At 63.8% G+C, this 19,443-nt stretch carries 19 protein-coding genes and 3 tRNA genes; 12 read left to right on the forward strand and 10 right to left on the reverse strand.

All coding sequences use genetic code 11. The features are described 5' to 3' along the window. Positions 1–84: 84 nt before the first annotated feature. Positions 85–1,845 carry a cation:proton antiporter gene (locus tag OVY01_RS15855; protein WP_267848538.1) on the reverse strand — a complete coding sequence of 587 codons (1,761 nt, stop codon included), beginning with the start codon at positions 1,843–1,845 and terminating at the stop codon, positions 85–87. A 205-nt stretch (positions 1,846–2,050) separates the two neighbouring features. Between OVY01_RS15855 and OVY01_RS15860 the strand changes: the two genes are divergently transcribed. The 3 genes from OVY01_RS15860 to OVY01_RS15870 all read left to right on the forward strand — a co-directional run bounded on the left by OVY01_RS15860 (position 2,051) and on the right by OVY01_RS15870 (position 4,761). Beyond that, on the forward strand, positions 2,051–2,572 hold the full coding sequence (locus tag OVY01_RS15860) for a disulfide bond formation protein B (RefSeq protein WP_267848539.1): 522 nt from the start codon (positions 2,051–2,053) through the stop codon (positions 2,570–2,572). A 10-nt stretch (positions 2,573–2,582) separates the two neighbouring features. Then, complete coding sequence (xdhC, locus tag OVY01_RS15865) at positions 2,583–3,647, forward strand: xanthine dehydrogenase accessory protein XdhC (protein WP_267848540.1); 1,065 nt, start codon at positions 2,583–2,585, stop codon at positions 3,645–3,647. Positions 3,648–3,729: 82 nt separating this feature from the next. After that, on the forward strand, positions 3,730–4,761 hold the full coding sequence (locus OVY01_RS15870; protein WP_267848541.1) for an adenosine deaminase: 1,032 nt from the start codon (positions 3,730–3,732) through the stop codon (positions 4,759–4,761). A 70-nt stretch (positions 4,762–4,831) separates the two neighbouring features. Here the strand turns inward: OVY01_RS15870 and OVY01_RS15875 are convergent, their stop codons facing one another. After that, positions 4,832–5,563, reverse strand: coding sequence for a DUF4136 domain-containing protein (locus tag OVY01_RS15875; protein ID WP_267848542.1), 732 nt, complete (start codon positions 5,561–5,563; stop codon positions 4,832–4,834). Positions 5,564–5,805: 242 nt separating this feature from the next. On the opposite strand from OVY01_RS15875, the gene pepN reads away from it, so the two are divergent. The 6 genes from pepN (at position 5,806) to OVY01_RS15905 (ending at position 11,658) form a co-directional block, all read left to right on the forward strand. Continuing rightward, entirely contained in the window at positions 5,806–8,538 is a 2,733-nt protein-coding gene (gene pepN, locus OVY01_RS15880; RefSeq protein ID WP_267848543.1) for an aminopeptidase N, read from the forward strand. A gap of 121 nt (positions 8,539–8,659) precedes the next feature. Further along, complete coding sequence (locus OVY01_RS15885) at positions 8,660–9,664, forward strand: class 1 fructose-bisphosphatase (RefSeq protein ID WP_267848544.1); 1,005 nt, start codon at positions 8,660–8,662, stop codon at positions 9,662–9,664. A gap of 75 nt (positions 9,665–9,739) precedes the next feature. Then, positions 9,740–9,815 (forward strand) — tRNA-Thr (locus OVY01_RS15890). Positions 9,816–10,143: 328 nt separating this feature from the next. Continuing rightward, a complete protein-coding gene (locus OVY01_RS15895) occupies positions 10,144–10,293 on the forward strand; it encodes a hypothetical protein (RefSeq protein ID WP_267848545.1) in 150 nt (49 codons plus the stop codon). A gap of 344 nt (positions 10,294–10,637) precedes the next feature. Continuing rightward, on the forward strand, positions 10,638–11,138 hold the full coding sequence (locus tag OVY01_RS15900) for a chorismate mutase family protein (RefSeq protein ID WP_267848546.1): 501 nt from the start codon (positions 10,638–10,640) through the stop codon (positions 11,136–11,138). 133 nt (positions 11,139–11,271) lie between these two features. Continuing rightward, the gene (locus OVY01_RS15905; protein ID WP_267848547.1) at positions 11,272–11,658 is read left to right on the forward strand and encodes a hypothetical protein; all 387 of its coding nucleotides are present in this window, start codon (positions 11,272–11,274) and stop codon (positions 11,656–11,658) included. 69 nt (positions 11,659–11,727) lie between these two features. Here the strand turns inward: OVY01_RS15905 and OVY01_RS15910 are convergent, their stop codons facing one another. Together OVY01_RS15910 and OVY01_RS15915 are read right to left on the reverse strand one after the other, a co-directional pair. After that, positions 11,728–12,051, reverse strand: a complete 324-nt coding sequence (locus OVY01_RS15910; RefSeq protein WP_267848548.1) for a hypothetical protein — start codon at positions 12,049–12,051, stop codon at positions 11,728–11,730. Positions 12,052–12,096: 45 nt separating this feature from the next. Continuing rightward, positions 12,097–12,228 carry a hypothetical protein gene (locus tag OVY01_RS15915; RefSeq protein WP_267848549.1) on the reverse strand — a complete coding sequence of 44 codons (132 nt, stop codon included), beginning with the start codon at positions 12,226–12,228 and terminating at the stop codon, positions 12,097–12,099. Between the two features lie 377 nt (positions 12,229–12,605). On the opposite strand from OVY01_RS15915, the gene OVY01_RS15920 reads away from it, so the two are divergent. Further along, complete coding sequence (locus tag OVY01_RS15920) at positions 12,606–12,869, forward strand: hypothetical protein (RefSeq protein WP_267848550.1); 264 nt, start codon at positions 12,606–12,608, stop codon at positions 12,867–12,869. A 454-nt stretch (positions 12,870–13,323) separates the two neighbouring features. Next, positions 13,324–14,487 (forward strand): porin, encoded by a 1,164-nt coding sequence (locus tag OVY01_RS15925; protein ID WP_267848551.1) that lies wholly within the window; start codon positions 13,324–13,326, stop codon positions 14,485–14,487. A 127-nt stretch (positions 14,488–14,614) separates the two neighbouring features. On the opposite strand, the gene OVY01_RS15930 is transcribed toward OVY01_RS15925, so the two are convergent. The 5 genes from OVY01_RS15930 to OVY01_RS15950 form a co-directional block, all read right to left on the reverse strand. After that, positions 14,615–14,788, reverse strand: a complete 174-nt coding sequence (locus OVY01_RS15930) for a hypothetical protein (protein ID WP_267848552.1) — start codon at positions 14,786–14,788, stop codon at positions 14,615–14,617. Between the two features lie 116 nt (positions 14,789–14,904). Then, entirely contained in the window at positions 14,905–15,231 is a 327-nt protein-coding gene (locus OVY01_RS15935; RefSeq protein WP_267848553.1) for a hypothetical protein, read from the reverse strand. A gap of 413 nt (positions 15,232–15,644) precedes the next feature. Beyond that, positions 15,645–15,721 (reverse strand) — tRNA-Arg (locus OVY01_RS15940). Between the two features lie 24 nt (positions 15,722–15,745). Then, positions 15,746–16,039, reverse strand: a complete 294-nt coding sequence (locus OVY01_RS15945; RefSeq protein WP_267848554.1) for a hypothetical protein — start codon at positions 16,037–16,039, stop codon at positions 15,746–15,748. Between the two features lie 76 nt (positions 16,040–16,115). Beyond that, positions 16,116–16,192, reverse strand: a tRNA-Arg gene (locus tag OVY01_RS15950). Between the two features lie 155 nt (positions 16,193–16,347). Between OVY01_RS15950 and greB the strand changes: the two genes are divergently transcribed. Next, positions 16,348–16,914 (forward strand): transcription elongation factor GreB, encoded by a 567-nt coding sequence (gene greB / locus OVY01_RS15955; RefSeq protein WP_267848555.1) that lies wholly within the window; start codon positions 16,348–16,350, stop codon positions 16,912–16,914. Between the two features lie 12 nt (positions 16,915–16,926). Here greB and OVY01_RS15960 read toward each other — a convergent pair whose 3' ends face one another. After that, positions 16,927–19,431, reverse strand: coding sequence for a RelA/SpoT family protein (locus OVY01_RS15960; protein ID WP_267848581.1), 2,505 nt, complete (start codon positions 19,429–19,431; stop codon positions 16,927–16,929). Between the last annotated feature and the right edge of the window lie 12 nt (positions 19,432–19,443).

Raw genomic sequence — 19,443 nt, forward strand, 5'->3', positions numbered from 1 at the left:
CCGCGCGCCAGGATGCGCGTCTGCCGCGCCGTCACAGCCGCCGTCACAGCCGCCTTCACGGCCGCGCAACGCGCGCCCGCGGCATCAGCGGTCGTCGCCCCCCTGTTCGAGGGTCTCGCGCAGCGCGATCTGCCAGCGGGCATGGATGCGTATCCACCACCGCCAGGTCGCGCCCAGCAAGACCGCCGCGCCTGCCAGCACCGCGATCAGCAGATCGACCGGCGGCAGGATGCGCCCGCTCAGCGCCACCACCAGCACGAACACGCCGAGCATCGCCGCGCCCGCGACCACTTCGGCGATCGCGCGCCGCAGACCGCTCGTAAAGCGTCCCGCGAGCGCGGGCTGCACGCCGATTTCCGCCAGCAGCAGACTGAGCGATTTCAGCTTGCGGTACACCGCCACCAGAAAGGGCATAGACAGCAGCAGCGCCCCGCCCCACAGCAGCGCGCTGCGCGCTCGCGCGCTCGGCACCCAGGGCGCGATCCAGGCCTCGAGCGTCGGCGAGAAATAGGCGCCGCCGATGAAGATGGCGGCCACCAGCGCCAGGTTGATCGCGATCTGCTTGACGACGCGCCGCACCATGTCGCGCAGCGGCGCCTTCTCGCCCACCGCCGACAGCCCCTGCACCCATTGGGTATAGAAACCGGCGGCGCGCGCAACGGACGGCGGAATCGTGCACGCCAGACGCCGGGTCAGCGGATCCGCGCCGCGGATCAGATAGGGCGTGCTGAACGTGGTCAGCGCCGAGACGGCGACCGCGATCGGGTACAGAAAATGGCTGGTGACCTTGAGCGACATGCCAAGCGAGGCGATGATGAAGGAGAATTCGCCGATCTGCGACAGGCCCATGCCCACCCGCATCGACGTGCGGGCATCGTTGCCGGCGAGAAAAGTGCCCAGACCGCAACTGACGATCTTGCCAACGATCACCGCGAGCGAGATCACGAGGATCGGCATCGTGTGCTGCGCGAGCACCCGCGGATCGAGCATCAATCCGATGGCGACGAAGAAGATCGCGCTGAAGAGATCGCGTACCGGCTCGATCAGGCGCTCGATCGCCTGCACGTGACGCGACTCGGCGATGATCGCGCCGATCAGAAAGGCGCCCAGCGCGATGCTGTAGTCGAGCTTGACGACGATCAGGCAGAAACCGAAGCACAGACCCAGCACGGTGATCAGCAGGACTTCGTTGCTGCCGAAACCGGCGACGTAGTGCAACAACCGCGGCACCAGGGAGATGCCGACCACCAGCGACACCGTCATGAACAGCACCAGCCGGCACAGCGTCACCGCGACGTCGTACGAGTCGACCGAGCCGCTGCTCGCCACGCCCGAGAGCAGTGCGATCATCGCGATCGCCAGCACATCCTCGACGATCAATATGCCGAACACCAGTTGCGCGAAGCGCTCGCGCTTCATGCCGAGTTCGTCGAGCGCCTTGACGATGATGGTGGTGGAGGAGATGGCAAGCATCGCACCGAGGAACAACGCGTCCATCGCTTTCCAGCCGAAGAACCGGCCGATCTCGAACCCGAGCCAGAGCATCAGGACAATCTCCGCCAGCGCCACGACGAGCGCCGTCATGCCCACGCGGAACAGTTTGCGCAGACTGAACTCGAGCCCCAGCGAGAACAGGAGGAAGACGACCCCGAGTTCGGCCAGCGTGGAGATCGTGTTCTGGTCGTGCACCAGCGCGAAGGGCGGCGTGTAGGGGCCGATCACCACGCCGGCGACGATGTAGCCCAGCACCAGCGGCTGCCTGAGCCGCTGGAACACGATCGTCATGATGCCGGCGATCGCCATGATCACCGCCAGGTCCTGGATGAAACCGATCGCATGATGCATGGCGCGCTCCTGTGGCGATGAGGTCCGGACGGAAGCGGCGCGGCCGCCAATCGATGCGAAAGAAAAATGAAAGCTTACTGAAGAATCGCACCACGATGCAAGAAAACGCGTGCCGCGCGTGCGCGACGCCGGACGCGGCGCCGGTCCGCGATACAATCGCTGGCAGCGCGGCGCTGCGCCTGCCGCCCTCAACCTGGCCCTTTCGATGACCCTGAACGCCTACTCGTCCACGCCCTCCGCCACCGACCGCCGCCCCCGTCGCGCCCTGATCGCGCTGGGCATCGTCTGCCTCGCGCTGGTGGGCGGCGCGCTGTATTTCCAGTACGCCAGAGGCGAGGACCCCTGTCCCCTGTGCATCCTGCAGCGCTATGGTTTCCTGTTGGTCGCGCTGTTCGCTTTCTGCGCCGCCGCGTTCCCGCGGCGTGGCGCCGGCCGCACCCTCTTCGTCTGGCTCGCGCTGTTGTCGGCGCTGGGCGGCGGCATCGCCGCGGCACGCCATGTGTGGATCCTCGCCTCGATGCGCAGTTGCGGCTTCGACGTACTGCAGCCGATCGTCGACGGCCTGCCGCCGGCGCGCTGGCTGCCCGGGGTCTTTCGCACGGCGGGGTTGTGCGAGACGCCCTATCCGCCGGTGCTGGGCCTGTCGCTGCCGACCTGGTCGCTGATCGGCTTCGTCGCCGCCGGCGTGGCGCTGCTGGTGGCGCGACGCGGCCGCGGCCGCGACTGATCGACGGGGCATGACGATGCAGGGCTGGCACGCCTGGCTGAGCGACCTTCAGCAGCTCCTGGTGCATGGCGACGACGCCGTGCTGGTCACGGTCGCCGCCACGGACGGCAACGCCGCACGCGAGACCGGCGTCAAGATGATCGTCGCGCGCGACCGTGCCTTCCATACCGTCGGCGGTGGTCCGCTGGAATGGCGGGCCATCGAAATCGGCCGCTTGCTGCTGCGCGATACCGCGCCCGGCACGGCGCGCCGCCTCGAACGGATCGCTTCGAACGAACCCTACGGGGGCGTGGCGACGCTCGCCTTCGAACGGCTGACCATCGCCGATCTCGGCTGGGTCAGCGCGCTGGGCAAGCGCTTCGGCGCCGGCGAGGCGAGCGTGCGGACCGTCAGCTTCGCCGATACGAGCCCGGTGCTGCTGTCCGACGCCGAACCCGCCGCGGTGCCCGATTGCCTGCTCTGGGACGCCGGCCCGCTCCTGACCGAGACCATCGTGCTGGCGCCCTTCCCGGTCATGCTGTTCGGCGCCGGGCACGTGGGCGCGGCACTGGTGCGCATTCTCGCCACCCTGCCCTGCCAGGTGAGCTGGATCGACGACCGGCCGGCGCAACTGGCCGCCCGCGTCGGCGACGGTCTGCCGGCCAATGTCACCGCCGATGCGTGCGACGATCCACCGGCGTGCGTCGCGAGCGCGCCGCCGCAGTCCAGCTTCGTCATCGCGACCTATAGCGACGCGCTCGATCAGGTACTGGCCGAACGCGTGCTGCGGCGCGGCGACCATGCCTACCTCGGCGTGATCGGCTCGCACGCCAAGCGCCACGCGATGGCGCATCTGTTCGCCGCGCGCGGCATCGACCCGCTGCGGATCGGCAGCATGCATTGCCCGATCGGCATCGAGGCAGTGCGGGGCGGCGCCCCGGAGATCATCGCCGTCTCGATCGCCGCGCAACTGCTGCAGGTGCGCGAACGACGTCATCGGCACGACGTGCAGCCCGCGATCGCGCCAGGCCAGCCGGGCGGGCCGGGTTTGGGCCGCACGCCCGCGTTCTCCTCCCGGACCGAGTGGCGCGACTGATTCTGGCGGCAGGGCAATGCCCGCTACGGCTACACTCAACCACGCTCCGCCCGTCCTCCCTTCGCCCCTACTGGAATCGACCATGGATCCCACTTTCCTGCATCAGATCGCCGGCTCGCCGAAGGCCGAACTGCATATCCACATCGAGGGTTCGCTCGAGCCCGAGCTCATTTTCGCGCTCGCCGAACGGCATGGCATCACGTTGCCGTATGCGTCGATCGAAGCCCTGCGCGCCGCCTACGCATTCACGGATCTGCAATCCTTCCTGAACGTGTATTACGCCGGCGCCGGCGTGCTGCTCGAGGCGGAAGACTTCTATCAGATGACGCGCGCCTACATCGAACGCGCGCGCGCGGACAACGTCATCCACTCCGAGATCTTCTTCGACCCGCAGACGCATACCGAACGCGGCGTGCCGATGGCCGCCATGCTCGAAGGCATCGAGGCGGCGCTGGCCGAGGCCGAACGCGCCGACGGCTTCTCCAGCCGCCTGATCCTCTGCTTCCTGCGGCATCTGTCGGAGGAATCCGCGCATGAAGCGCTCGCGCAGGCGCTGCCGCTGCTCGGGCGCTACGCCCACCGGTTGATCGGTGTCGGCCTGGATTCGTCCGAGCTGGGGCACCCCCCCAGCAAATTCGAGCGCGTGTTCGCGCAGGCGCGCCGTGCCGGACTGCGGGCCGTCGCGCACGCGGGGGAAGAAGGACCGCCGGACTACATCTATCAGGCGCTCGATCTGCTCAAAGTCGACCGGATCGATCACGGCGTGCGGGCGAGCGAGGACCCGGCGCTGGTGCGGCGGCTGGCCGACAGCCGTATCGCCCTGACGGTCTGCCCGCTGTCGAACCTGAAACTTTGCGTGTTCGACGACATGCGCAAGCACACGCTCAAGTCCCTGCTCGACGCCGGCGTCGCGATCACGATCAATTCGGACGATCCGGCCTATTTCGGCGGCTACGTAAACGCGAACTACATCGCCGCGGCGGACGCGCTGACGCTGAGCGCCGCCGAGGTCCGCACGATCGCCGCGAACAGCTTCGAGGCGGCATTCATCTCCGCGGACGAACGCGCCGGCATGATGGCGCGGCTCGACCGGCACTGGGACGCCGCGCAGTAAAACATTGCGGCGTGCGGCAATGTATCAGGACGACGGTGCGGCGCGCACGACAGCCACGCGGCGGGCGCGGCTAGCGTGCCGGGCCGGACGCCGGCAGCGCAACCTCGTTCGTCGCGCTCGCGTGGCGTTTGCCCAACGGGATGCGCACCTCGCGACTCGTGCCGTTCGGCATCGGAAAATCGAACAGCGCGCCGCGCACCAGATACGGCATCACGACCGGCAGCGCGGTTCGCTCGCCGTCGTAACGCACGCTCACCTTGTAGACTTCGCGTCCGCTCGGCCGCTCGCGGATACGAAGCGTCAACTGCGAGGCCGATGCGGCGTACGGCACGTCGACGATCGGCGCCGTTCCCCAGCCGGCGCCGAACGCGCCGCCCCGTCCGGCCCACGCGCCCCGGCCACCGCCCCACGGACCGCCGAAACCCCAACCGCCGTAATCCAGGAACTGCGGCGCATAGGCGACGGTGTCGCGCTGACCGTAGGTGAGGCTGACGCCATAGTGCGCCGCCGCGCCGGTACCGCCGGTGCCGCCAGCGCCACCTTTCGCCCCCGTCTGCTCCGGCGGCGGCGCGACGCGCCGGAAGCCGTAGGTCGACAGCTCCCGATCGACCAGTCCCTCGTACGCCGCCTGCTCCAGATCGTTTTCCTGGGCGGGCGTGCGCTCGAACGTATAGGTCCGGTCGCGGTCGCTGCCCTGCCAGTCCTGAAAGGCGGTGACGTTCGCGCTCAGATAATTCGCGCAGCCGCTCAGCGCGATGGTGACGACCGCCAGCAGGCGGCCGCGGCAACGTTCGATCGTCATCATGGGGTCCCTTCTCCAACCAGATCGCACGGGCGTGCACGGATATCGTTCGAGCCCGCGCGGCAATGCATCCGTTGCCATTATCGCCGCAAACCGGCAGACCCCGGAATGCATGCCATCCCGCCGCGCACGGTTTTTTTCACGCAATAAAAATGACCACGGGCCGGTATCGGCCAGCTTTTGTACAATGGACCGATTGCCCCGCCGCGCTCAGCGCGCGGCTCCCGACCGCCTGGATCATCATGCCCGATATCAGCACCGCTTCGCCGGCCAGTCCCGCCGTCAACCCCGTCATCAGCCGGCACGACTACGCGCCGCCGGCCTTTCTGATCGATACCGTCGATCTCGAATTCGACCTGCTGGCCGATCACACGATCACCCGCAACCGGATGACGATCCGGCGCAACCCGGACGCGGTCTTCACGCGCCGCCTCGAACTGATGGGCGAGGAACTCGAACTCCTGTCGGCCAGCATCGACGGTCACGCCTGCGCGTCGCAGCTCACGGCCACGGGCCTGGTGATCGACGATGTGCCCGAGACCTTCGAGCTGACGCTCGTCACCGCCTGCAAGCCGGCCGAGAACACGTCGTTGTCGGGGCTTTATGTGTCGAACGGCAACTTCTTCACCCAGTGCGAAGCGGAAGGCTTTCGCAAGATCAGCTTCTTCCCGGACCGCCCCGACGTGATGTCGGTGTACACCGTGACGCTGCGCGCGAACCGCGAAGCCTACCCGGTGCTGTTGTCGAACGGCAATCTGGTCGAGACCGGCATGCTGGAAGACGGCCGGCATTTCGCCCGCTGGGAAGACCCGTTTCGCAAACCGAGCTATCTGTTCGCGCTGGTTGCGGGCAAGCTCTCCTGCGTCGAGGAAACGATCACCGACGCCAGCGGCCAGCGCAAGCTCCTGCAGGTCTGGGTCGAGGCGCACGATCTGGACAAGACGCGGCACGCGCTCGATTCGCTGATCCATTCGATCCGCTGGGACGAACGCCGCTTCGGGCTGGGCCTGGATCTGGACCGCTTCATGATCGTCGCCGTGAGCGATTTCAACATGGGCGCGATGGAAAACAAGGGTCTCAACATCTTCAACACGAAATACGTGCTGGCCCGTCCCGAGACCGCGACCGATGCCGATTACGCGAACATCGAAGCCGTCGTCGGCCACGAGTATTTCCATAACTGGACCGGCAACCGCATCACCTGCCGCGACTGGTTTCAGTTGAGCCTGAAGGAAGGGCTGACGGTCTTTCGCGATCAGGAGTTTTCCGCCGACATGGCGGCGGGCGAAGGAAACAGCGGCGGCGCGGCCCGGCTCCGCGATACCGGCAGCGCCCACGCGACCAAGCGCATCGAGGACGTGCGCATGCTGCGCCAGACGCAGTTCGCCGAGGATGCCGGACCGATGGCGCACCCGGTACGGCCCGAGAGCTATCAGGAAATCAACAATTTCTACACCGTCACGATCTACGAGAAGGGCGGCGAGGTGGTGCGGATGTATCAGACCCTGCTCGGGCGCGAGGGGTTTCGCGCCGGCATGGACCTGTACTTCCGCCGTCATGACGGCCAGGCCGTGACCTGCGACGATTTCCGCGCCGCGATGGCGGATGCGAACCAGCGCGACCTGTCGCAATTCGAGCGCTGGTACAGCCAGGCGGGCACGCCGCGCGTCGCGGTGCGTGGCGCCTATGACCCGGCCGCGCGAACCTATGAACTGACGCTAACGCAATCCTATCCGGACAATCCGGCGATCAAGACCGCGAAGGACCCGCTGCTGATCCCGTTCACGATCGGCCTCGTCGGCCCCACGGGGACGGACCTGCCGTTGCGCCTCGATGGCGAGGCCGCCACGTCGACTCCGGTCTTCAGCCGCGTGTTCGAGCTGACCGAAACCCGCACGACCCTGCGTTTCGTCGACGTGCCGGTCGAGCCGGTGCCCTCGCTGCTGCGCGATTTCTCCGCGCCGGTCGTCGTCGAGTACGACTACACCGATGCGCAGCTGGCCTTCCTGCTCGCGCACGACAGCGATCCGTTCAACCGCTGGGAAGCGGGCCAGCGGCTTGCCACGCGAGCGCTGCTCGCCGCGGCCCGCGCCGCCGCGCGCGGCGCGACGCCGACCTTCGATGCTGCCGTCGTCGATGCCTACGGGCTGGTGCTGCGCGACCACACGCTCGCGCCGGCGTTTCGCGAACTGGTCCTGACGCTGCCGTCCGAAGCCTACCTGATCGAACAGCTCGACGTCGCCGACCCCGACGCAATCCACCGCGCGCGCCAGGCGCTGCGCCGGCAACTGGCCGGCGCGCTGCGCGCAGACTGGCTGGCGGTCTACCAGGCCAACCGGCTGCTGGGCGACTACCGCCCGACGCCGCAGGACGCGGGCTGCCGGGCACTGAAGAATCTGGCGCTCGCCTACCTCGTCGAACTCGACGACGCCAGCGAGGCCGCGGCGCTCGCACGCGACCAGTACGACGTGGCGAACAACATGACCGACCGCTTCGCCGCGCTGGGGGCGCTGGTGCATCTGGGCGGCGACGAAGCCCGCACTGCGCTCGACCACTTCTACCGGATGTTCGAAAAAGAGCCGCTGGTGATCGACAAATGGTTCGCGCTGCAGGCGGCGCAGCCCGGCCGCCCGGATGTTCCCACCATCGGCATCGTGCGCGGCCTGTTCGCCCATCAGGCATTCACGCTGCGCAATCCGAACCGCGCGCGCTCCCTGATCTTCAGCTTCTGCGCGGCGAACCTGGCGGAATTTCACCGTCCGGACGGCTCCGGCTACGCGTTCTGGGCCGAGCAGGTCATCGCGCTCGATGCCATGAATCCGCAGGTCGCCGCACGTCTCGCCCGCACGCTTGAACGCTGGCGCAAGTTCACCCCGGCGTTGCAGCAGAAGATGCGCGCGGCGCTGGAACAGGTGAACGCGGTGGTTCGCTCGAAGGATGTCAGGGAAATCGTCGAAAAGGCATTGGCCGATTGAACCCACACGGATGCGGTCGCCCGCACGCAGGCGACCGCATCCGGGCCGACAACGATCATGTCGGGGCCGGGCCCTCGGCCATGTAGAATCCCGTCTAACTGAAACGCTCGCGGAGTCTGTGATGCAACGTCGTACCACGCTTACCCAATATTTGATCGAACAACAACGCAAGACGCAGAAACTGCCCGCCGATTTGCGCCTCCTCATCGAAGTGGTCGCCCGGGCCTGCAAGGTCATCGGCTACAACGTCAGCAAAGGTGCGCTGGGCGGCGTGCTGGGCTCGGCAGGCAGCGAGAACGTGCAGGGCGAGGTGCAAAAGAAACTCGACGTGATTTCCAACGAGATCCTGCTCGAGGCGAACGAATGGGGCGGCAATCTCGCGGCGATGGCCTCCGAGGAACTGGAGGAAATCCATCCCATTCCGAGCGAATATCCGCAGGGCGAATACCTGTTGCTGTTCGATCCGCTCGACGGTTCGTCGAACATCGACGTCAATGTCTCGATCGGCACGATCTTCTCGGTGCTGCGCTCGCCCGACGGCGTCAACACGACGACCCAGTCCTTCCTGCAGGCAGGCACGCGGCAGGTCGCCGCGGGCTACGCGGTGTACGGTCCGCAAACCATGCTGGTGCTGACGACCGGCGACGGCGTCAACGGCTTCACGCTCGACCGGGAGCTGGGTTCGTGGGTATTGACGCAGCCGCAAATGCGCGTCCCCGAGGACACGCATGAATACGCGATCAATGCGTCGAATGCCCGGCACTGGCATCCACCGGTCACGCGTTACGTGAACGAGTTGCAGGCCGGCGCCGACGGCGCGCGTGGCGAGGACTTCAACATGCGCTGGATTGCCTCGATGGTGGCGGACGTTCACCGCGTACTGACGCGCGGCGGCATTTTCATGTATCCGGCCGACAAGCGCGACCCGTCCAAGCCGGGCAAGCTGCGTCTGATGTACGAGGCGAATCCGATGGCGTTCCTCACCGAGCAGGCCGGAGGCGCGGCGACCGACGGCAAGCGCCGCATCATGGATATCGTTCCCGAGCGTCTGCACGAACGCGTCGCGGTGTTCCTGGGTTCGAAAAACGAGGTCGAGCGCGTTACCCGGTACCACGACGAGGCCTGAGCGCAGCTGCGGAGAAATAGTTTAGCCAAATGCTTGCGTAATTCAAAAAGCCAGCTATAATTTCTTTTCTTCGTCGCCGGGATAGCTCAGTTGGTAGAGCAGCGCATTCGTAATGCGAAGGTCGGGGGTTCGACTCCTCTTTCCGGCACCAGAGATTCAAGCAAGAAAGCCCAGCCCATTCGGTTGGGCTTTTTTGTTTTCCAGGTGCGCTTTCGCACCGTCACGAACGCCCCTCGCGGTGAACATGCCTCCCGCCGGCACCTGCCCTCGCCAAAGCCCCTGAATTCGTCTCCTCAATCGTCTCCTTAAAACAACGCATTCCACGATTTCGCACGGTGTCATCTGGCGGAAACAGAATGTGAGGAAGATAATCATTGACAAGTTTATATTCGAAACGCGTCAAGCGAAATCGCCATCAGGCCGCCGCACATTTGCCCTTCACCCGTTCCGAATGTAACCATTCCCCGTCGAGATAGATCATGGAAGCCCGCCCCGTCGCCCCGCCGCCCGCCAATGTCGCGAAAGCCGATCCGGAACCCACCGCAGTGGAATTTCTGATGGCGGAATTGCCGGTTCACGTCCAGGCGTTCCTCGCGGAAGTCACTTTCAAGGGCGCCGTCCCCACCTGACATCCTGCATTACGCTGCCCGTGCGCACTGCGCGCTCGTGAGCGTAACGGGAAGCTGCCCCACGGCTGACCCGGGGCGCGGGACGTATTCGATATCAGGCAGGCACCCATGTGCCCGGCACCGCGGGACATCGGCTATGCTAGGCCAATGTCCCTTTCGTCAGGTTCCGCATGTCCTTTCCCCTACGTATCCGTCGCCGTTTCCTCGCGGCCAACGTCTCGCACGCGCATGCGCGCCGCCGCAGCCGGCCTGGTCGCGGGATCGCCCTTGCCCTCGCGGGGGCACTCGCATTGGGGAGCCTGCCATGCGGCGCAGCCACGGATGCGCCATTGGCGGAAGGCCTCATGTTGAATCTCATTTCGCTGGCCTCCGCGCGACTCTCGGCGGTGCGGTCGACAGCGCAGTGGAAATGGCAGAACCACCAGACAGCAGTGCAGGATCGAACGGCCGATGACGTCCTGCGTCAAAGCATGGACGAACTCGCGCCGCATTACGGTCTCGATCCGGTTTTCGCGAAAACGTTTTTCGACGACCAGACCCAGGCCGCCAAGCAGTTGCAGAGCGCACTGTTTGCCAGCTGGAAAACCGGTCCGGCGCCCGCCAAGGTCGCCCCTTCCGCATTCGAATCGTCGCGCGGGGAAAACTACCGTATCTCGCAAAGCATGTTGCCGGCGCTGGTTCGTGTCGCCCCCTTGCGTGACCGCGACGATTGTCCCATCGTCCTGTCGCATGCGTTGGCCCGGTGGACGACGCAAATGACGACGCTGGGTGCGGAGGAAAGCCATGCACTGCGCACCGCGCTGAAAAATGTCTGCACGACGGGAAGCGCTGGCGGCACCGCATGAACATCGTCGGTTGAAGCGAAGTTTCACAGGCCCTTACATCTTTTAACATCGCGCAGACCTTGCTTTGCTACATTGAGACCGTTGGTCGCCTGCTCGATCGGCTCCCCTGAAACGCTTCAATTAGGAGATGTCCATGAAAAAGATGACCCTTTGGTTCGGCTCCATCGCTCTCGCGTCCGCTGCCGCCGTTGCTCATGCAAAGGCCGATGCGCAAACGCCAGGCAGCGTCCCCGCCGCGGCCACCACCCCGCAGGACCTCGCCACGTCAAGTTCGACACAGGATGTCGCGGCCGCGCCGGCCGCAAGCGAATCGGACATTTCGCCGCTTGCCGCCAATCGCGCACAGCCCGCTGACGCAGCGCAATACTACTCCCGCGCCCAGGTGGGCGACGAGCCGGCACAGACCACCGGCGCGGCAATGTCCGGCGCCGACAGTTACGGTGCATCCCTGTACGGATCGAGTGCCGCCGGGCAACGCCGCACAGCCGCGCTCATGCCGCGCACGGCGGACAAGCCCTAGCCCCGCTGCCGGACGTACCATGCAAAAAGCCCGCGTATTGCGGGCTTTTTGCATGAGGGTGCAGGGAATTCATCGCGATCGAACGGTTCCGATCTGCGCACGACGAAGAAAAACGAAAAAGAGAAAGGGAAGGGTTCCACCGGCGATCATCGCCAACGCCCCGGCAGCCATTCGCAGCCGCCAAACGTGCAGGACGTTGTAACGCTCGCGTTCCCCCGCACGTGCCAGCAAGTAGGCATCCGGCGTAAGCGCGGTTCGCGCGCCAGCCGTCGTTTCGTTCCAACCCAGGGCGTCAACGCGTTCCAGCGCCGCCGCATACTGTGTTGCGGGAGCAAGCTGGGCGGCATTCAGACGATACGTGAGCGGCGTGACGATCAACACCCACAACACCACCGTCCATCCGTACCAGCCGCGCGCCGCCCCCATCCTGCTTCGCACTCAAACTTCCAGAATATCGCGGTGGCCGTCGGATTCCACCGGGTAACGCTCTGCTCCAGCACGGACGATTGCAAAGCTGACGAAAGCCAGCACGAGTTCAAGCATCGTAAGAACAAGTAAAAATTTCCACACGGCGAATCTCTAAATGAGGTCTTAAACGAAAATCTCTGGCTGAATTAATTTATACAGGAATCGCGCACCGCCTGCTATGGAGGGTTTACGCACAGATTTTCCATTGCGCGGCATCCCCGAAAACAGTTAATTTTGATTAAATTAATATAAATCAATACATTATGTGTATTTCTGGTAGGTGTCTTGGCTGTATATCGCGACTCCCGCGTACTGACAGCGAAGGCGAAAAAATAGTGCAAAAATTACCTGTCGCGAGCCGGCGCACTTCGGATACAGGCATATCATTCAAAAAAAGGGTTTACGTGGCTTGTAACACGATGTTGCGGCACTAAAATGGGGCATTGACCGAACCTGCCGCAATGTTCCGGGAGCACATGATGATCGATGGAATCAACAAGGCACTTGCTCATCTGGCGGATGTCCTTCGCAATGAAAAACCCGCTGCGATCGATCCTGCCCATCACGAACCGATCGCCTGCTTCGCCGGAAGCTGGCACGGCGACCATCTGCAGAACCTGACGACCTGTCCGATGGAAGGCAGGCGCTACTTTCTCGAGGACTGGTCGCAGGAAAGCGTGGCGGACGAGGATACCCCCCGCCTCGACTCCTTTTCCGGCCGTCCGCTGAAGCACCATAGTTAATCTTCCTTCCAATGTAAGGATTCGTAAGAGCCTGCTTCCAAAGCAGGCTTTTTTCATTAATTGAACTTTGTGACAGATGTTAACCTGGCCTCACTGTCGGAAAAACTACCCAAAATACGTCGGCCCATAGAAAAATGCCTAAAGTCTCGTGGTGTAGAGACAACATGCTCAGGGTTGACGCGACATGCACCACGCGAATTTTTCGACATAAGCCTATGTTTTTTATAGGTATAAATGTGTTTCAATATTATTTCACATTCAGCAACATATCATTTCCCATTTAGGAATATGCCATGGGGAAACGAGTCCTTACACTCTCCTCTGTCTGGAAACGGACCCGGTGGCCGAGTGATGCAGAAGTCATCGCACCGCCAGCGCAGCCCACGGCCCCCTCAAACAATGGGGCTGCTGTTTCCGGGGCTTTACCACTGATTACACTTGGAGTGAGAACGCAATGAAAAAGACTCTCGTCGTCGCTGCTTTGACCGGCGTTTTCGCCACCGCTGCAAACGCACAAAGCAGCGTGACCCTGTATGGTTTGATCGATGCAGGCGTGACGTACACCAACAACGTCCGTACGACGGCAGGCAACAGCGGTCACCGCTACGCGCTGCAAAGCGGCGGGATCAACGGCAGCCGTTGGGGCCTGCGCGGCGCCGAAGATCTGGGTGGCGGTCTGAAGGCCATCTTCCAGTTGGAAAACGGTTTCTCGATCGCCAACGGCGCATTCGCTCAGCAAGGCCGTGAATTCGGTCGTCAGGCGTTCGTCGGTCTGTCGAGCAGCCAGTGGGGTACCGCTACCCTGGGTCGTCAATACGACTCGCTGGTTGACTTCATGGGCCCGCTGTCGCTGACGGGTACGGGCTACGGCGGCACGTTCGCCGCTCACCCGTATGACAACGACAACCTCGACAACTCGTTCCGTATCAGCAACTCGGTCAAGTTCTCGAGCGCAAACTACAACGGCCTGAAGTTCGGCGGTCTGTATGGCTTCTCGAACAACGCCAACGGTTTCGAAACGAACCGCGCATTCAGCGGCGGCGTGTCGTACTCGTACGCTGGCTTCAACTTCGCCGGCGCGTACCTGCAGCTGAACAACTCGCTGAACAGCGCGACGACGGCTCTGGGTACGACGGGTGCAGTGACCGACGCAACGATCGCAGCAGCCAAGCAGCGCACGTTCGGCGGCGGCGTGAACTATGCGTTCGGCCCCGCAGTCGTCGGCTTCGTGTTCACGCAGAGCAAGTTCGACAACGCAGGCTCCTACTCGCCGAACGGAACCGCGACCGCCCTTCCGGCTGGCGCCTACCTGCGCTTCAACAACTACGAAGTCAACGCACGCTACAACGTGACCCCGGCATGGAACCTGTCGGCACAGTACACGTACACGCAAGCGCGTGAGTCGGGCTTTGCTGCTGGCGACGAATCGCCGAAGTACCACACCGCTTCGTTGATGTCGTCGTACTCGCTGTCGAAGCGTACCGACGTGTATGTCGAAGGCGTGTACGCTCGCGTCAACGGCACTTCGAACCTGGGCGGCGCGACCATCAACGGCCTCGGCCAGTCGAGCACGAACAAGCAGGTTGCCGCAACGGTTGGCGTTCGTCACCGCTTCTAAGCAGCTTCCCGCATGATGCCTCTCCGGACCCGTTCCGGGGAGACAGACAGCGGAATGCAAAAAAGGCACTCCCCGGAGTGCCTTTTTTTATGGCTTTCGCCTGCTGCCCACGATTCGGGCGTCTTGCCTATTGCCGCGGAACCGACTTGATGTCGCCGATCTCGCCATCCGGGCGGGGCGTTTGTCCATCCGCGTAGGATGGCAAAGCGACACGCGCGAGTTCGAGCAGGCGAATCAGTTCGCTGACGTCCTCGGGTGTTGCCTGCTCCGGGTGCTGCTTCAATCGCTCCAGATCCACCATGGGCCGCTGTCTCCTGTAGGGATGCGAGCCGGGATGCCGGCTCGCCTACTTTTCAGTCTAGCAGGCTAGGTGGCTTGGCGTGGTCCGACAGCGACGCACGCCGCCACGCGGGCACATCAACCGTTGTTCGTGTCCGGGCGCGCGCACAGGAAACCGCCGCCGTCGTACGACGTGCCGTCCGGATGCTCGGCCTTCGGATGGTAGCCCACGGCCCGCTTCAGGCCCTGCTTGTGGCACAGCGAATCGCCTTCGGCCTGCAGCGTGCTGGGTACCGGGCCGAACGAACTGGCGAAGTCCCACACGTTCGGCTTGTTGCTGCCGAAGCTGTTCACCAGCCGGGGCGGATCGTTCGATGCCTGATCGCCCGGGCCGAGTGCACAACCACCGGCAGCCAGCGTCGACAGCAGTGCGGAACAGAGCAGGAGTTGCTTGGGAAAATGCATGGCAGGTCTCTTCTAGGTTTGTTGAATTTTCAGTCGGCGAGTATGCAATACGCGCCCTTCGCATTCAATCGATTTGGCGGCACGTCTTTTCCGAAGTGCTTACCATGGGTCTCACATTGGTTATCGAGACAGTGGCTGACCCATTCCCAAGCGGCTCTCGCTTCCTGTTAAGGCAAGAGTGCTTCCTAGACGCTAAAAACCATGATTCCAGCAAGGCGTCAGGACGGATGTTGCCGCGCTTTTGCCGGCACGCTTGCTGGCAGGCGACTGATCGTCCTGTAGCAAGAATAGGCTTGGCGCAGGCCACTGTCGGTGGTAAACCGTACGCAGCGGCCTATAAGTAGCACGTTCCGTTCCCGATAAGAAAAAAGCCCGGAACGTTGGACGTCCGGGCTTTTCTTTACGGCATGAATTGGTGCGGCTGGCAGGATTCGAACCCACGACCCCTTGGTTCGTAGCCAAGTACTCTATCCAACTGAGCTACAGCCGCACGGTAAAACTGTAAAAATGGTATTTATTTCGCCGCCGAGGCGCGCGGCTGCAATCCCGCCTTGGTCAGGAGCTCGGCGAGCGCTTCGCTCATGTCGCCCGCATGCGCGGCTGCCCGCTCCTGCAGTTGCCGGACAAGTTCCGCATCCAGTTTGCATGCGAACGGCACCAAGCCCTTTTCCTGATCCAGACGACGCTGTTCGCGCTTGTCCGGCTTCGGCTGGGCCGCCTCTTGTCCGAACCGGACCGACGCCCCTCCGGCCTTCAGGCTATTGGTCAACTTCAGACCCTTGCCCTTTTCGATATCGAACTTGTTCACAACCCACTCCCAGGCGGCGAAAGAACAAAGGCCCGGGTGCGCGAGCACCTAGGCCTCTGATTTACTACGGTATAACTGGTGCGGCTGGCAGGATTCGAACCCACGACCCCTTGGTTCGTAGCCAAGTACTCTATCCAACTGAGCTACAGCCGCACGACTTGGAGACGTAATTATAGCCATCTCGCGAAAAAAGAAAAGTATTTTTTTGAATTTATGCTGCAGGTACGCGTCCCGGGGTTTCGTGTAATCTCGATGACATTCCCTTCACCCTTCGTCGGCGCACCACGCCGGCCATTCGCCAGGCACGCATGAACAAGGCATTTGTCAAGGAATCCACCGGCGACGAAGACGACGATCCGGAAACCGGCGCCGTCGCGATTCCCGCTGGCACCAAGAACTACATGACCCCTGCCGGACATCGCACGATGCGCGACGAGCTGTTGCGTCTACTCGATGTCGACCGGCCCGAAGTCGTCAGGATGGTGTCCTGGGCCGCCTCGAATGGCGACCGCTCGGAGAACGGCGACTATATCTACGGCAAACGCCGCCTGCGCGAGATCGACCGGCGCATTCGTTTTCTGACGAAACGGCTGGATATCGCCGAGGTCGTCGACAGCAGCCTGCAGGAGCATGTCGACCAGGTATTCTTCGGGGCGACCGTACTGTACGCGAACCGCGCCGGCGAGGAACGGCAGGTGACGATCGTCGGCGTCGACGAGGTCGATCTGGACCACGGTCACATCAGCTGGATTTCGCCCGTCGCCCGGGCATTGCTGAAAGCCCGGGTGGGCGACGCCGTTACGCTGCACACGCCGGCAGGCGCCGAGCAACTCGATATCCTCGACGTGCACTACCCTGCCCGCAGGACGGATTAGGCCCCCGCGCCGTCAGAAGTCCGCGCGTTCCCGGGTGACCCGCAGCCCCAGGGGGTCCAGGCGGGCATGCGCATCCTCGCTCGGTTTCTCGCGGCTGATGCGCATGACATCCGGGTTGGTCCGCACCCGTCGCATCACATTGGCCAGATGCACGCGGTCGCCCACCTGGATGATGAAGCGCAGCGTGGTGGATTCCTGCTCGAGGTTCTCGTCCATCGCCACGTGCACGATATTCGCAGCGGTGGTGATGTCGGCGGCCACGCGCGCGAACACGCCCTTCGTATTGCGCACTAGCACCTTGACCCCCACCTCGAACAGACGACCCGGCTGCGGCGCCCACGCGACGTCGATCCAGCGGCTCGGATCCCGATGGTGGATCCGGCGCGCGTTGCGGCAGTCGGTCGTATGGATCGCCATACCCAGTCCGATACCGATGTACCCCATGATATCGTCGCCCGGAATCGGCCGGCAGCAGGCGGACAACTGGACCGCCATGCCCTCGGTACCGGTGATGACGACGGGCGGCCCGCCGCTGGGACCGAAAGGCATGGACGACAGCGCGTCGTTGCGGCCTTCTTCGTCCGCCTCATGGCTGCTGTCGCCGCCATTTTCATGGCCGTTCACCAGCACCTCGATGCGTTTCGCCATCACGGCGGCGAACCGCCGGCCCAGGCCGATGTCGGCAAAGATTTCGTGCCGCGTCTTGTTGCCCGTCCAGAGCGCGAGCTTGTCCCACACCTCCGGCAGGACGTTGGCGAGCGACAGGCCATATGCCTTCAGAGACTGCTCCACCAGCCGTTCGCCGAGCTGCATCGATTCGTTGAACCGCATCGTCTTCAGATAATGCCGGATCGCCGAACGCGCCTTGCCGCTGCGCACGAAACCCAGCCAGGCCGGATTCGGCTTCGAGTACGGCGCGGTGATGACCTCGACGATATCGCCGCTCTTGAGTTCGGTGCGCAGCGGCAGCAGTTCGTTGTTGATCCGCACCGCCACGCACTGGTTGCCCAGTTCGCTGTGTACCGCATAGGCGAAGTCCAGCGCGGTGGCGCTGCGCGGCAGCGCCATGATCTTCGATTTCGGCGTGAAGACGTAGACTGCGTCCGGAAACAGGTCGATCTTGACGTGCTCCAGGAACTCGGTCGAGTCGCCCGCCTCCGATTGCAGGTCCAGCAGGGATTTGAGCCACTGGTGCGCCCGCGCCTGCACGTCGTTCAGATCGGCGCTGCCGTTCTTGTACAGCCAGTGCGCGGCAACGCCCGACTCGGCGATCTCGTGCATCGAACGGGTACGGATCTGGAATTCGATCGGTGTGCCGAACGGGCCGAGCAGCGTGGTGTGCAGCGACTGATAGCCATTGACCTTGGGAATGGCGATGTAGTCCTTGAACTTGCCCGGCACCGGCTTGTAGAGCGCATGCAGCGCTCCGACACAGGTATAGCAGTCGAGCGCGCCTTCGACGACCACGCGAAAGCCATAGACGTCGAGCACCTGCGAGAACGACAGCTGCTTGTCGCGCATCTTGTGATAGATGCTGTAGATGGTTTTCTCGCGGCCGGTCACCTCGGCGTGCAGCGTCGCGTCGACGAGCGTCTGCTGCACCGATTCCAAAATCTTGCCGACGACCTCGCGACGGTTGCCGCGCGCGGATTTCACCGCCTTGAACAGCGTCGCGTAGCGGCCCGGATGGGAATTCGCGAAACTCAGGTCCTGCAGCTCGCGATAGGTATTGTTCAGGCCGAGCCGATGGGCGATCGGCGCATAAATATCGTTCGTTTCACGCGCGACGCGCCGGCGCTTCGCGGGCGGCACGGCGCCGAGGGTGCGCATGTTGTGCAGACGGTCGGCGAGCTTGACGATGATGACGCGCACGTCGCGCGCCATCGCCAGCAGCATCTTGCGGAAGTTCTCCGCCTGCTCTTCCTCGCGGCTGCGGAACTCCATCTTGTCGAGCTTGGACAGACCGTCGACCAGTTCGGCCACCTTCGGGCCGAACCGTTCCGCGAGCTCGATCTTCGAGACCCCCGTGTCCTCGATGACGTCGTGCAGCAGCGCCGCCATGATCGACTGCGCGTCGAGCTTCCAGCCCGCGCAGATCTCGGCGACCGCGACCGGATGCGTGATGTAGGGTTCGCCGCTTTGCCGATACTGGCCGAGGTGGGATTCGTCGCTGAAATGGAAGGCGAGCTTGATCTCGCGGATTTCCGATTCGCTCAGATATTCGGCGAGCATGCCCGTGAGACGGGCGATCGACACCACTTCATGCTTGCGCGGCTGCTCGGGCGTGTTGGTCGGGCCGAACAGGTGCCGGAACGACTGTTCCAGCACGGCATCGATGTAACGCCGCGCGGTGCCCTGCGGATTGCCGGCATCGGCATCGGCATCGGCATCGGCGTCCGGACCGTCTGCGGCGTCCCCGGGCAGCGCGTCCTGATGGGGCACCGGCGGGGTATTCTCATCGGAGACGAAGACCGGCGCGTCCGAAAGGTCGGAAGGCGCGGAGGCGGACGAGGGGATAGGACTCATGGT

The sequence above is a fragment of the Robbsia betulipollinis genome, assembly GCF_026624755.1.
Classification (GTDB): domain Bacteria; phylum Pseudomonadota; class Gammaproteobacteria; order Burkholderiales; family Burkholderiaceae; genus Robbsia; species Robbsia betulipollinis.

What these genes read in the sequence shown, in the direction of transcription:
- OVY01_RS15905 (WP_267848547.1), top strand. Translation starts at nt 11,272, where the DNA reads ATGAAAAAGATGACCCTTTGGTTCGGCTCCATCGCTCTCGCGTCCGCT.
- OVY01_RS15900 (WP_267848546.1), top strand. Translation starts at nt 10,638, where the DNA reads ATGTTGAATCTCATTTCGCTGGCCTCCGCGCGACTCTCGGCGGTGCGG.
- pepN (WP_267848543.1), top strand. Translation starts at nt 5,806, where the DNA reads ATGCCCGATATCAGCACCGCTTCGCCGGCCAGTCCCGCCGTCAACCCC.
- OVY01_RS15885 (WP_267848544.1), top strand. Translation starts at nt 8,660, where the DNA reads ATGCAACGTCGTACCACGCTTACCCAATATTTGATCGAACAACAACGC.
- OVY01_RS15870 (WP_267848541.1), top strand. Translation starts at nt 3,730, where the DNA reads ATGGATCCCACTTTCCTGCATCAGATCGCCGGCTCGCCGAAGGCCGAA.
- xdhC (WP_267848540.1), top strand. Translation starts at nt 2,583, where the DNA reads ATGACGATGCAGGGCTGGCACGCCTGGCTGAGCGACCTTCAGCAGCTC.
- greB (WP_267848555.1), top strand. Translation starts at nt 16,348, where the DNA reads ATGAACAAGGCATTTGTCAAGGAATCCACCGGCGACGAAGACGACGAT.
- OVY01_RS15860 (WP_267848539.1), top strand. Translation starts at nt 2,051, where the DNA reads ATGACCCTGAACGCCTACTCGTCCACGCCCTCCGCCACCGACCGCCGC.
- OVY01_RS15935 (WP_267848553.1), bottom strand. Translation starts at nt 15,231, where the DNA reads ATGCATTTTCCCAAGCAACTCCTGCTCTGTTCCGCACTGCTGTCGACG.
- OVY01_RS15875 (WP_267848542.1), bottom strand. Translation starts at nt 5,563, where the DNA reads ATGACGATCGAACGTTGCCGCGGCCGCCTGCTGGCGGTCGTCACCATC.
- OVY01_RS15920 (WP_267848550.1), top strand. Translation starts at nt 12,606, where the DNA reads ATGATCGATGGAATCAACAAGGCACTTGCTCATCTGGCGGATGTCCTT.
- OVY01_RS15895 (WP_267848545.1), top strand. Translation starts at nt 10,144, where the DNA reads ATGGAAGCCCGCCCCGTCGCCCCGCCGCCCGCCAATGTCGCGAAAGCC.
- OVY01_RS15930 (WP_267848552.1), bottom strand. Translation starts at nt 14,788, where the DNA reads ATGGTGGATCTGGAGCGATTGAAGCAGCACCCGGAGCAGGCAACACCC.
- OVY01_RS15855 (WP_267848538.1), bottom strand. Translation starts at nt 1,845, where the DNA reads ATGCATCATGCGATCGGTTTCATCCAGGACCTGGCGGTGATCATGGCG.
- OVY01_RS15925 (WP_267848551.1), top strand. Translation starts at nt 13,324, where the DNA reads ATGAAAAAGACTCTCGTCGTCGCTGCTTTGACCGGCGTTTTCGCCACC.